Origin of the sequence: Lysinibacillus sp. FSL K6-0102 (genome assembly GCF_038003545.1) — a bacterium.
Lineage (GTDB): Bacteria > Bacillota > Bacilli > Bacillales_A > Planococcaceae > Lysinibacillus > Lysinibacillus capsici.
In genome coordinates this window covers 2,364,219-2,377,390 of the sequence record NZ_JBBOPH010000001.1, presented here as the reverse complement: position 1 = coordinate 2,377,390, position 13,172 = coordinate 2,364,219, and the positions used below count along the sequence as shown (strand labels likewise).

The 13,172-nt window shown below is 38.8% G+C and carries 13 protein-coding genes; 5 read left to right on the top strand and 8 right to left on the bottom strand.

Features of this window, described 5'->3' with window-relative positions:
• Positions 1-79: 79 nt before the first annotated feature.
• The 6 genes from NYE73_RS12045 to NYE73_RS12020 all read right to left on the bottom strand — a co-directional run bounded on the left by NYE73_RS12045 (position 80) and on the right by NYE73_RS12020 (position 3,853).
• A complete protein-coding gene (locus NYE73_RS12045; RefSeq protein ID WP_066036841.1) occupies positions 80-709 on the bottom strand; it encodes an NAD(P)-dependent oxidoreductase in 630 nt (209 codons plus the stop codon).
• Between the two features lie 70 nt (positions 710-779).
• On the bottom strand, positions 780-1,193 hold the full coding sequence (locus NYE73_RS12040; protein WP_259950677.1) for an Rrf2 family transcriptional regulator: 414 nt from the start codon (positions 1,191-1,193) through the stop codon (positions 780-782).
• Positions 1,194-1,298: 105 nt separating this feature from the next.
• Positions 1,299-1,505, bottom strand: coding sequence for a thymidylate synthase (locus NYE73_RS12035; protein WP_115674608.1), 207 nt, complete (start codon positions 1,503-1,505; stop codon positions 1,299-1,301).
• 44 nt (positions 1,506-1,549) lie between these two features.
• Positions 1,550-1,771 carry a hypothetical protein gene (locus NYE73_RS12030; protein WP_259955504.1) on the bottom strand — a complete coding sequence of 74 codons (222 nt, stop codon included), beginning with the start codon at positions 1,769-1,771 and terminating at the stop codon, positions 1,550-1,552.
• Between the two features lie 148 nt (positions 1,772-1,919).
• Positions 1,920-2,897: a thymidylate synthase gene (locus tag NYE73_RS12025; RefSeq protein WP_115674609.1), complete on the bottom strand. Its 978-nt coding sequence runs from the start codon at positions 2,895-2,897 to the stop codon at positions 1,920-1,922.
• Positions 2,898-2,944: 47 nt separating this feature from the next.
• A complete protein-coding gene (locus tag NYE73_RS12020; protein WP_115674610.1) occupies positions 2,945-3,853 on the bottom strand; it encodes a hypothetical protein in 909 nt (302 codons plus the stop codon).
• A 190-nt stretch (positions 3,854-4,043) separates the two neighbouring features.
• On the opposite strand from NYE73_RS12020, the gene NYE73_RS12015 reads away from it, so the two are divergent.
• The 3 genes from NYE73_RS12015 (at position 4,044) to NYE73_RS12005 (ending at position 7,267) form a co-directional block, all read left to right on the top strand.
• Positions 4,044-6,236 carry an ATP-binding protein gene (locus tag NYE73_RS12015; RefSeq protein ID WP_259950676.1) on the top strand — a complete coding sequence of 731 codons (2,193 nt, stop codon included), beginning with the start codon at positions 4,044-4,046 and terminating at the stop codon, positions 6,234-6,236.
• Complete coding sequence (locus NYE73_RS12010) at positions 6,211-6,837, top strand: response regulator transcription factor (RefSeq protein ID WP_048394499.1); 627 nt, start codon at positions 6,211-6,213, stop codon at positions 6,835-6,837. Before NYE73_RS12015 ends, NYE73_RS12010 begins: the two co-directional genes overlap by 26 nt.
• 229 nt (positions 6,838-7,066) lie before the next feature.
• Complete coding sequence (locus NYE73_RS12005; RefSeq protein WP_004230248.1) at positions 7,067-7,267, top strand: cold-shock protein; 201 nt, start codon at positions 7,067-7,069, stop codon at positions 7,265-7,267.
• A gap of 130 nt (positions 7,268-7,397) precedes the next feature.
• Here the strand turns inward: NYE73_RS12005 and NYE73_RS12000 are convergent, their stop codons facing one another.
• Positions 7,398-8,696 (bottom strand): hypothetical protein, encoded by a 1,299-nt coding sequence (locus NYE73_RS12000; RefSeq protein WP_048394501.1) that lies wholly within the window; start codon positions 8,694-8,696, stop codon positions 7,398-7,400.
• Between the two features lie 150 nt (positions 8,697-8,846).
• Between NYE73_RS12000 and NYE73_RS11995 the strand changes: the two genes are divergently transcribed.
• Together NYE73_RS11995 and NYE73_RS11990 are read left to right on the top strand one after the other, a co-directional pair.
• Positions 8,847-10,376, top strand: a complete 1,530-nt coding sequence (locus NYE73_RS11995; RefSeq protein WP_048394502.1) for an AbgT family transporter — start codon at positions 8,847-8,849, stop codon at positions 10,374-10,376.
• 13 nt (positions 10,377-10,389) lie between these two features.
• The gene (locus tag NYE73_RS11990) at positions 10,390-11,580 is read left to right on the top strand and encodes an amidohydrolase (RefSeq protein WP_259950672.1); all 1,191 of its coding nucleotides are present in this window, start codon (positions 10,390-10,392) and stop codon (positions 11,578-11,580) included.
• Positions 11,581-11,830: 250 nt separating this feature from the next.
• On the opposite strand, the gene ccsB is transcribed toward NYE73_RS11990, so the two are convergent.
• Positions 11,831-13,000, bottom strand: a complete 1,170-nt coding sequence (gene ccsB / locus NYE73_RS11985; protein WP_259950670.1) for a c-type cytochrome biogenesis protein CcsB — start codon at positions 12,998-13,000, stop codon at positions 11,831-11,833.
• Between the last annotated feature and the right edge of the window lie 172 nt (positions 13,001-13,172).

Sequence of the window (13,172 nt, the reverse complement as noted above, 5' to 3'; positions counted from 1 at the left end):
TGTAAACGAAAAAAATCCTTCAAAAAAGCAAAAAAATCACAAAAAACCGAGCGCATTTCCTACGCTCGGTTGCATTTTATTATTTATTTGACGTTACTGTGAAACGGCTATTAACGTGCTGTGGGTTTTCTAATTCATCGACGACAGCCACTGCGTAATCGGCATAGCTGACATAGCTTTCCCCCGCGCCATTTACTAATAAGTGGTCGACTCCTGCTGTATAGTGACCTGTACGTGGTCCTTCTGGATCGAAAAATGCAGATGGACTAATAAATGTCCAAGTAATGGATGATTGTTGTAAATCCTGTAGGTTTTGTCCTTGATTTTGCGCTGTTGCTAAATACATGGCTGGGAAATCTGGTGTATCCATCACACGTACTTTTTTCTCTGGGTCCACAAATAGACTGCCCGCTCCCCCTACAACCACTAATTTTGTAGGAATACCTTGGAAAATCGAGATCAAATGACGACCAGCTTTGACATGTAAATCTTCTTGTCCAGCTGGAGCACCGAATGCATTGACAACGACATCGAAGCCTTTTACATCATCTTGCGTCACATCAAACACATCTTTTTCAATTACTGGAATAGCAGCTGTCACTTTTGCTGCTGAACGAACGATGGCTGTGACCTCATGACCACGTTGTACCGCTTCCTCTACTATTTTTTGTCCAGCTTTTCCTGTTGCACCAATTACGGCAATTTTCATGATTTATTCCTCCTAAGGTTTAGTTGTAACCATTTTAGTTACAGGTTAGATACAAGAAGACCATCTCCGTCTAAGTACGAAGCTGATCTAGCACATCCTGTAGCGTCTGTGCTTGTAATTGCTCTTCCATTGCCAGCCACACAGATGTATAGACACCCTCTAATGTATGCTTGATTTTTTGACCTACTGCACACGCTGGATTGGGCTCATCATGAATGGCAAATAGCTGCTCTGGCCCATCAATTGCCTGATAAATCGCTAGCAGTGTTAAATCCTTTGGCTCTACTAATAGCTCATAGCCAGCCATGCCAGAATGAGAAGAAAGTAAGCCTGCTTTTTTTAGCACACCAATCATTCTTCTTACGACTACTGGATTGGTATTCACACTTCCAGCTATAAAATCGGACGTAAGGAGACTTTTATCAGAGGTTGTAGCAATGAGCGAAAGAATATGGATCGTCACCGAAAATCGACTGTTCACCATATGTATCACCACCTGTTGTAACTATTATAGTTACAGGTGCAGAAAAAAGTCAAGCACTGTCACCTGTATATATTGTTCCCCGTTATGCTGTTGCTAATGTATCGCTTATATTTTTTTTACGTAAATGACTAATTCCTGTCGTATTTGACCGTTGTCCTCATAAAAATCTAAATTATGAAATTCATATTTAAAGTGACCTACAGGAAATGTCACACTTTCTCCTTGCGCTGCTGCCAAAATGCCTGCTACATCTTGTGACACCATATGTAGCAGCTCTTCCCCAGAATAAGAATCGATAAAAATAATGTTCATAAAAAACACCTCCATAGCCATTATAGCTTAGGAGGCGCTTACATTTATAGTGTATCTTTATAACCTTTCAAACGAATCTCTTCGATGATTTGCATCATTTCTTGAATTTGCTGCTGCGACAATTCGATCTTGTTACAAGAATATGCATGTTGCACAGAACCCATGCTTTGTTCTGGCTCGCTTTGCTGTCGATCATATTCATCTACTAGAAGTACCATTGTATTTTTCACAACTATCACCCCTACAATATAATGGACTATTCCCATTATACCAAATAATGCTAATTATACCATAATAACTATAATTAATTTCTTTTCATCCAGTCATCCAACTACTTGCCTATTTCGTAAAACAAATAGTTAGTCCTAGATCTTTGTTTGAAAAAAACAGCAACCAAAATGGCTGCTGTTAGCATTATACGGCAATTGGTGCTTTAATCGCAGGATGTGGATCATATCCTTCAATCGATAAATCCTCAAGCTCTATATCAAAGATGGATGCTTTATTTGGATTGATGTGCAATGTTGGTAGGTTTCTTGGCTCACGTGATAGCTGTTCTTTCACTTGCTCCACATGGTTTGCATAAATATGTGCATCCCCAATGCTATGAATAAATTCGCCAACCTCTAGGCCACACTCATGTGCAACCAAATGTGTTAATAAGGCGTAAGACGCAATATTGAATGGACAGCCTAACAATGTATCAAGGCTTCTTTGCATTAACTGGCAGCTTAATTTACCATTTGCTACATAAAATTGGAACATCACATGGCACGGTGGTAATGCAGCTTTACTGCCCTTTGCGCCCGCATTAATGACATCCTCAGGATTCCATGCATTGACAATGATACGGCGTGAATCAGGTTGATGCTTAATCTGATGAATGACATCCTGTAGCTGATCAAGGCTATCGCCATCAGAGGTTGTCCAATGGCGCCATTGTTTGCCATAGACATTTCCGAGATCTCCATATTGCTGTGCAAAGTCATCATCTGTTAAGACACGTTCACAAAATGAGGCAAGTTCTTTTTGATACAATGTGTTAAATGACTCGTCTACTAAACAGCGTCGACCAAAATCTGTCATATCAGGACCTTTATACTCATCAGATTCCACCCATTTTTTAAATGCCCATTCATCCCAGATGTGGTTATTATGCTGCAATAGGTAACGGATATTGGTATCCCCTTTAATAAACCATAATAATTCACTTGCTACAAGCTTAAAGGGCACACGCTTTGTCGTTAGAAGAGGAAAACCTTTGCTTAAATCAAAACGCATTTGATACCCAAAGACACTGTATGTACCTGTCCCCGTTCGATCCTCTTTCTTTGTGCCATTTTCTAATATATGTTGTAGTAAATTTAAGTACGCGAATTCTGGATGCGTCATTTTTCTTCAACAGCTCCTTCAAGTTTGCTGTTGATCATTATACCATTTCACAACGAATTATTGTTGAGCTCCCTTGAAATTTCACTCTCTGTTGTGACGAAAAAAGTGGGCAGCAGGATGATATTTAATAAAACAGGTCCAACAATCACTAATAAATCAATGCCAGGACTAAAGTATAATCCAAATGCTGTAATCAGACCCGATAATACAAGGAACACGATTTGTGCGACAATGATCAAAATCGGCACCAATTGATACAGGTAATTGAGTTTACGGAACTGATGCATATTGTCTGGGTTTTTAATGATTTTCCTTTTTAACCGTCTGGATAAAATAAGACAAGCAAGCAGTTGGATAGCCATAAAGCAAAAATAAATGACACTGTATAAAAGCAACTGACTTTTTTGAATGGTGCCATCAAAATGGCCCACTCTTTGGTTTAATAACTCTTGGACTGCCCCCTCATAGACATATTCACGTTCACTTAAAAAAGTAAAGGGCTCCATAAAGCCAAGCGCTGTCCAATCCTTTGTATTGACAGTCCACTTGGATAATTTACTTGCTAAAATACGCAATTGAATAGGATCTTGCTCGCCAAACATCCCTACTAGATGACGATAGGGAATGGCTACTTTTAGCTGACCATCCTGCTTTTCTTGAAATAAATCCTGAATATAAAAGGTATAGGCAACATCGGATTTATTGGCCTCATAACGAGTCTCACCAATTTTCCAATGATTAGCTAAGGAAGCTTGAATGCCATTTTTCATTTCTGTATAGGGCATATCCTTATGTAAATGCTTCGGAATCTTATAAACAAAATGATGATCACTACCTATGAGACCAATTTCTACCTCGACTTTATCCTGATTCACCGTTTTGGCCTTCGTGGTCAATGGAATGGTGATCATAGCGATGAGAAAAAAAAGAATAAGTGTTAAAATGCCTTTTTTCACGCAAAAGTCCCCCTATTCGTCACTAATGATTAAATTTACCCTATCATAGCCATGTCCGAAAACACTATTTCGTTATTCCGAAAAAACAATAGTGGTTTTCCGAAACTCGTTATTTCGGTATTCCAAATTTATCAATAATTAGCGATAATATATAGGAGATTATGATCATAAGCAAATAAGAGGTTTTACAATGAAAAAATGTACTTATTGTATTTTTCTTACATACTTAATACTCGGTATTTATGTGTTAGGTATTACCATCAAAACACCCTTTGTGAGTCTCACTCTCGATACAACAAACGGTCAGCCTGTTATTATGGACAGCTATTACCCTCAATGGGCAGAGCAAAAAAATATTGAAAAAGGGGATATTATTGTGTCTATCGATGGGCAGCCAGCCATGGAGAATCGCTACGTTCAACAGCAAATGATCGTTAGAAGCGCCAATGCATTAACGATCCAAAAGGCTGATAAGAGTATTCAAACCATTGCTGTCAAACATCGAGACATGCCAGAAGAATTATACTTGCAAATTTTGTTCCCTATCTTTTATTTTTTCCTAGCTTTTGGTGTCGCACTTTATGTTTGGCGACGCAATCAAAATAATCTTTCAACGTTTTTATTGATCCTATTTTTATTAACTTGTTCGACCGCCTATATCAGTACCGGCGCATCAGCTAGAGGAAATATGATTGGGATGTTTGTCATTAGTAGCTGTATTATTTTATGCATGGTTCTCTTTATTCACTTTTTACAACACTTTTTCAAATACCTACAAATTAAGTGGACCTACCCTCACAGCAAATGGCTGTACTTATTAATACTGTTCATCCCTGGCTTTTATCTAATGGAGGAAGTTGAGCCATCATTACGTGAGTTCACACCTATATTGAACCTAAGTTTATTTGCTGTCCTGGTAGTCTATGCAATTTTTATTTTAGTAACGAGTTATTTACGTACTAAATTGGCCAAAATTCGTTTAATTGCGCTTGCCTTTATCGTGCCGTTTTTACCCTTTTTATTATTCTTCGTTACACCTGAAATATTAGGACATAAGCCGATATTACACGCTGAAATCGCCGCATTGTTTTTATTATTTATTCCGTTCTCTTTTCTGTTCATTCAGGTGAACGAACGATTATTTGATATTGAATACCAATTATCACGATTACGCTATTATTCAACGCTAGCCTTTTTCAGTGCGCTTCTGTTGACAGCAGGGATTGCCCTGTTATTTATGGGGGAGCTATCCATCGTCCATGTCACAAGTATTTTTTTACTTGTCTTTATGGTGATCATTGCAAGCTTTTATATAAAAGAACGCATTGATTTTAAGTATCGAAAAATTATCTTCTCTTCTACTGGAAATTATGTACATAATTTATATGCAGCCGTTCAGCGTATGGGCAAAGCAAAAAACCAACAAGAATTATTGGATCGTTTTAAATATGAAATCACCGAGAAGCTTGGAACCACAGCGTTTCATATTCGGACAATAACAGACGATTCTCCACAGCATGTAAGCTACTATCCGCAATTACTGTTACATGATGCTGGTGAGGAAAAGATTATGTTAGAAATACGCCATGCTCTGCAAAAGGAAGAGCTACTTTGGTTAGAATTGCTTGCACTGTATGTGTCCATGTTTATCAATAACTTACAGCAAATTGAGGATTTAGTGCGTGAAATTCAGCATATAAAAAATACCAGCGATACACCGCTTCCTTGGCTCGATAAATTGCTATGGAATATTATTGAGAAGGAAAAGAGTATTTTAGCACAGGAATTACATGATACCATTTTGCAGGAGCAGCTTCATTTAGCCAGAGAGCTTGATGTCCTAGCTGGCTCCCCTACTATTCAGAAGGAGACAGTGCTAGCTATACGCGAGCAGCTATTGAATGCAACGAAGGACTTACGAGAATATTGCGAGAACTTAAGTCCCCCACTATTGGATACCTTTGGTTTACAAATGGCATTAAAAAAACTCATTCAAAAGGTAAAAATAAGGGCTGATTTTTTATTAAGCGCCCAAATTGATCGTGTAGAATTTCAGGATGTCACCCTGCATCTCGTAGTCTATCGTCTTGTTCAGGAGCTGTTAAATAATGCAATCAAGCATGCTGAAGCAACAGAGGTTTCGCTTCAATTACAAGCAATCCCTCAAGGCTTTATCCTTCGATACGATGATAATGGTATAGGCTGCGACATTGACGATTTAATACAGTCCTCTGCATCAATGGGCATTAATGGCATTCGCGAACGTGTCCGTGCTTTTAATGGTGACATTACCATTCAATCGAGCCTTAACGAGGGCATGCATATTTATATACAAATACAAGAGGACGGGGATTCATATGATGAACATACTTATTATAGATGACCATCCTGTCGTTTTAGATGGTACGAAAACATTGTTGCAGGATTTAGCCAATGTTCAAATCGAAACAGAACAGGATTGCGCAGCCGTTTTATCAAGAATGGATACAGCTACCTTTCAGTTGTTTCTCATTGATATTAATATGAAGCCAATCAACGGCATTCAACTATCAGAGATGATTAAGAAAAAACAAGCAGATGCATTGATTATTCTTTACACAGGCTACGAACTTTCCGATTATTATGAGCTATTGATTGAGAAAAAAATTGACGGTCTATTATCAAAGCTAGCGACAAAGGAGCAAGTGATCCAAACCATTCAAGCAGCCATAAGAGGTGAGATTTTACTGGCAGCCGATTTCTTAGACTTTGTTCAGCAACGCACCAACCTGCCGAATGTGCAGCAGGAGGTTCTACTGAGCGATAAGGAACAGGAAATACTACAGCTCGTTGCCCAAGGCTGTACAAATAAAGCCATCGCCTCTGCAATTGGTGTCACCCAGCGCACGGTGGAGAACTATTTATCGAAGCTATTCGTCAAGCTGAATGTAGAATCGCGGGCAGAGGCGGTCATTGTTGCGAAGGAAAAAGCATGGATTAAATAATGAGGAAATAGTGTTTCTTTACTATTAGATTACAAATGTAAATTTTTCCTTACTAAAAACGGAATTTACTGGATATACAAACAATTCTGTACTATAATAAGGGTAATAATTACATTACTTCATTGCTATGATTAAAAACACGTATTCAAAAGTAATACGAGCTTTTGAATACGTTTTTTATATGTGATAGAAGCAATTGATTGTTGAATTTTTTTGGGAGGGTGTTTACATGACACAAGGTACAGTAAAATGGTTTAACGCAGAAAAAGGTTTTGGCTTCATCGCAGTTGAAGGTGGCAATGATGTATTCGTACATTTCTCAGCTATCCAATCTGATGGCTTCAAAACTTTAGAAGAGGGCCAAAAAGTTGAATTCGGCGTAGAAGAAGGCAGCCGTGGACCTCAAGCAACGAATGTAGTGAAACTATAATCTTCACTTAACATAGACGTGCATATAAAAAGAGACATTCGTAAATGGATGTCTCTTTTTCCTGTGTCAGGATTTATTCATCCTATCAACTTGCACAGGTAGCCCCACCGTATGAACCATTCCATCCTGACTAATATAAATGAATTTGATAATACTTTTTTGGGCGTCCACGCGTGGTGGACGTGTTGCTTGGTAATTCGTGTGCTAAATTTTTCTCATGGAGCTGCTTTAAAATGCGGTTTGCAGAGCGTACCGTAATGCCAAGATGTGTACTGAGCAGTTCTCCACTGACGATCGTTGTCGTTAGTTTTTCCAGCATCGCTTCTATTTTTTGTAATTGTAATAAGGGAATATCATATGTCGTACTTAAATTTTTTAGATGCTGTTGTTTTTCATCGTCAAACTGTAGCATCGTTCCATATAGTAAAGGCCCGATTTCTCGCGAATTTTCAATAATGTATCCCTGTGTTTCCTTTGAAGAGCAGAGGGTTGCGGCTTTTTTAGCAAACTCCTGACTTTCAATTAGAGAGTCACCAATTCCCCACCCTATTCTAACAGGAAACGATAGCTTCTCATTTAAAAAATCAACTAAATGACAATGTGAATAACGATTCGTTGTACTTAAAAATTGCTTATACGTCGTGATAATGGCAATAAACGATGCCTCACGATGTACGATAAATGAGCTAGCATACAGTTGTTTGAAATCTAATATAGTTTTATATAAGGCAATTTGCCGATATTCTAGGTCTTCTATATTCGATTTATCGATCGGAATTAAAATATGCACTACCACTACTTTATTTTGGTTAAGCTGTCGAATTCGCAGTTGATTGAGAAAATGATCTAATGTTAATTGCATGGCATATTGAGACGGGTAAAAAGCGATAAATGGTATATTTTGATCAGCTAAGCGCTCACGTATTTCTGCAATGCGGGTAAAGCTCAAATCAACCTTGTTTTCCTTATGCAATTGTAGATGCCATTCAGCAGCTTTATCGACAATATCGCTACTTGCGTACTCGCTCATCGTTTGGCTAAAAAGATAAGGTTTTTTTCCTATCGACCATTCATGAATGCCCAAATAGCCGTTTTCCTCATAGCAAAAGTCGATGGCAATGCGATTCATAGCAATCTTTTTCTCATAAAAAAGCTCCGTAACGGTACGGTAAAAATCACGCTCTGAAATATCAAAATAATGCATAGGTACCGTTGCTTCTTGAAAATGCGTTTGAGCATAAAAATATGGAATTTGTCCGCTAAAAAGCGCTCCATCTCCCCCCTCCAAATACTTTTCTAAAAGCTCATTCAAATGTTCAAAATCAGTATAAGCATAGTAATGAAATTCACAAAAAGAGGGTTTAATTTTTTCAAGCTGTTGAACCCATGAAAGTGAGCGTTTTGCGGTAAAAACATTAATTTTATACATACATATAGCTCCTTAATAAAAAATAAATATTGAAAATAGTCAGAAAATATGGTTTCTTTGTATAAAGGACATAGATTTTCAATGTCTTAAAATAGAGACATTGGATTCTTAAAGGTTAAGTCTAATAAAGTATAAAAGGAGATGAAATTTATGCAAGGGAATTCACAAACAATTAAGAAAAAATCTTGGATTGACAATATGTTAGATAAAATCGAGCGTGCAGGTAATAAGCTACCGGACCCTATCACGTTATTTATTATTCTAGCAGGTATAGTACTAGTTTTATCATGGGTTTTATCCATGCTCGGTATTTCAGCAGTTCAACCTGGGACCGAAGATGTCATTCAAGTAAAAAATCTGCTAAGTCAAGAAGGACTTATCTTAATTTTAACGCAGATGGTTTCAACATTTACAGGTTTCGCTCCATTAGGGCTAGTAATCGTGACCATGATTGGTATTGGTTTAGCTGAGCAAACAGGCTTAATTTCAGCTGTCATGAAGAAAATTGTGATGTCAGCACCTACAAAATTAATTGTACCTTTTATCATTTTTACAGGTTTAGTTGGTAACTTAGCGGCTGACGCGGCATTTATCATTTTACCACCAATTGCAGCCATGATTTTTATGAGTATTGGTCGAAATCCATTAGCAGGCTTAATTATTACATATGCAGCTGTAGCTGGGGGCTTCAGTGCGAACATATTAATTAGCTCTCTAGATGTATTATTATTAGGGATTACAGAATCAGCAGCACAAATAGCAGACCCCGCGTACACTGGTCGTGCAACGATGAACTACTATTTCTTAATTGCTTCGACGTTTTTATTAGTCATTATTGGTACATGGGTTGCAAAGAAGTTTACAGAGCCTCGCTTTGGTTCTTTTCACGGTGAAATTGAAAAGCTAGAGCCATTGACAGCTTTAGAGAAGAGAGGATTAAAGTGGGCTGGAATCGTAACGCTAGTTTATATTTTAGTCATTGCTTTTACAGTCATACCGTCGAACGGTCTTTTACGAGATCCTGCCACAGGTGGCTTTTTAAACTCACCTTTCATGGCAGGCATTGTACCTATCATGTTATTCTTCTTCCTATTACCTGGGCTTGCCTATGGGATAGCAGCGAAGGAGGTTAAAAACGATAAGGAAGTTGCAGAGAAAATTTTTAAATCCATTGCAGATATGGCACCATTTATTGTATTAGCATTTGCCGCTTCACAAATGATTGCCTTTTTCAACTGGAGCAATATTGGTTCTATTTTAGCCATTAAAGGTGCAGAGCTTTTACAAGCATTGAATTTTACAGGTTTACCAATGATGATAGGTTTTGTTTTAATATGTGCCTTTGTCAACCTATTAATCGCCAGTGCTTCTGCAAAATGGGCTTTACTTGCACCAATTTTCGTACCAATGTTCTTATACTTAGGCTATTCCCCAGCGGTTACGCAGATGGCCTATCGTGTAGGGGATTCGATTACAAATCCAATTACCCCTATGTTACCGTATTTCGCGATTTTACTATCATTTGCAAAGCGCTATGATAAAAATATCGGAATTGGTACGCTTATCTCTTCTTTATTACCGTTCTCGGTGTTTTTCGCAATCGGTTGGATTATCCTCTTCGCCATTTGGTTCCTACTAGGTTTACCGCTTGGCCCTGGAGATTATATTTACTTAAAATAAGGAGTGTTAGAGAATGACAACATTACAACAACAGTTAGCAGATTTATTAAAACATTATGAAGAAGAGACAATACAGCTTCGTCGTCATTTCCATGAAAATCCTGAGCTTTCCTTTGAGGAAGTTGAAACGCCAAAAACCATTGCTGCCTTTCATCGTGCATTAGGTCATGAGGTTCGTGAAGGTGTAGGTGGCAATGGAGTTGTGGCAAAGCTAGTTGGTGGAAAACCAGGGAAAACAGTAGCGTTACGAGCAGACTTTGATGCTTTAGCCATTACGGAAGAAACCGGCTTACCTTTCCAATCGAAAATTAAAGGGCGTATGCATGCTTGTGGCCATGATGGACACACAGCTTCCCTCTTAATCTTAGCGAAGGCGTTTAATCAAATGAAGGATGATTTAGAAGGAACAATCGTCTTTATTCATCAACATGCTGAGGAACTTGCGCCAGGTGGAGCTATTTCGATGATTAGAGATGGCTGCTTAGAAGGTGTAGATGTTATTTTTGGGACACATTTATGGGCACCCACTGATCTTGGCAAAGTGCAAACAGCTAAAGGACCATTAATGGCTGCAGCAGATGGTATTTATATAACGATAAAAGGCAAGGGCGGCCATGGTTCAAACCCAAGTGACACCAAGGACTCCATTGTCCTTGCAGCTCAGTTTATTACAAATTTACAGCAGCTTGTGGCACGTCGCATCAACCCATTACGTCCAGCAGTAGTATCAATTGGCCATATTGAGGCATTAAATCCATTCAACGTCATTGCTGATCAAGTGTACATGAAGGGTACGGTGCGCACTTTCCACGAGGAGGAGCGTAGTTTGTTAGAGCATGAAATCGAAGAGCTTTTAAAGGCAACTTGTTATTTAACAAAAGCTGATTACGAGTATGAGTATGTGCGAGGCTATCCGCCTGTTGTGAACCATGATGCAAAGACTGAGCATATAATGGCGTCCGCAGAGAAAATTGCAGATGTTGAGACTGTTGAAATAGTTGATCCCAATATGGGCGGTGAGGACTTTGCCTATTTCTTAGAGGAAATCCCCGGTGCGTTTTTCTTCACAGGGGCGAAAAACCCTGATTGGGAGGAAGTCTATCCACACCATCATCCGAAATTCGATATCGACGAGCGCTCATTACGAATTGCCGCCAACGTTTTAGGTCAAGCAACGCTAGACTATTTCGCAAAAAATAATTAATAAAAAGCATTACGAAGTGCTACATGCATTTCGTAATGCTTTTTTCGGTTGAATATTTTAATAAGAAGAAAAGGATGGTCAAAGCTAAGAGGTTCTCTCACTAGTTGGAGCAGTTACCTAACTAGTTTGAGCGCTTTCTTTTCACTTTGGAGCGATTACCTGACTAGCTTGGGCGCTCTCTCCTCACTTTAGAGCGGGCTCCTCCTCACTCAGTCAGGATTACTTAGGAGTCAAGACCCCCTACCTCTAACTAGGCATAAGAATGTAAGCCGGCAATGACTAGATTGACAAATACTTGGTTGAACACAATAATGCCGAAGCCGATGATGGCCAACCAGGCTGTTTTTTCTCCTTCCCAGCCTTTGTATAAGCGGAAATGGAGGAAGGCTGCGTAGAATAAAAAGGTAATTAATGCCCACACCTCTTTCGGGTCCCAGCCCCAATAGCGACTCCAGGCAATTTGCGCCCAAATCATGGCGAATAGCAGGCCACCTAATGCAAATAATGGGAAGCCGATAACAACTGCGCGATAGGAAATCTCATCCATTAATTGTGGCTGTACGCGGCTTGTCCATGGCTTTAATAAGGCACTCACTGATTTTCTTGTGATGAATCGAATGACACCATATAAAATAGTACCCACGATAAATGCCCAGACAATCGAGTTTAATTTCTTGGCATCTATTTTATTTGTGATTTCGACACCACCGATTGATTCACCCTTCTCGGTGACGGCTCCTTTACTGACAATCAGGGGCATCATGGAGTAAGTGGCTTTTTCTTGCTGTCCCTGTGCATTATCGAATTGTACCTGCACCTCTTCTGTGGCAAGGCTGAAAAACGTCGATACGCCAATAAAGCCAATGACAACCACCAAACAATACAACACAAACTCAAGCCCGTATGTACTGATAGATTTTTTGGAAACATCCAGCGTTCTTAATAAGTAAATTAAACCTGTAGCAAAGGATACAGATAAAATGGCACTAGAAAAGGCCACAGTCATGACATGAATTGTTAACCAGTGACTTTGTAATGATGGAACAAGCGGCGATACTTCCCTCGCGAAAACGCTTCCATAACCAAGGATGATTAAGGATACAGGAATCGTGAATAAGCCTACCACGATTTGCTTATATAAGAAATGGATAATTAAGTAACTTCCTGTAAGCATGATGCCAAAGAACGTCATAAATTCATACATATTACTGACAGGTGCATGGTCAACCGCCACCCATCTGACAACAAAGTACACGAGCTGTAGGGCAAAGGCTATATAAGTGAGCAATAGTCCTAGCTTACCGAATGTTTTTCTCTTTGATTTGACTGCTAGCCCTAATGGCACAATAGCAATGAGTAGTAGAATAAAGGCAATAAATAAGGCATTGCTACTAATGGATAATAAACTTTCTTGATTCAATAGAATCCCTCCAACGTCTCTTTTTCGGAATATGCTTCCAAATAGTAAGAACGTTATAGCGTGTAAGAAGTGCCATGTTTTCCCTTTAAATATTTTTATTTTTTCAAATTGTTACATTTTTATGACATGGAAATGGGGATGTGCTTGGTAGGATCAATCATTATGTAGAGGG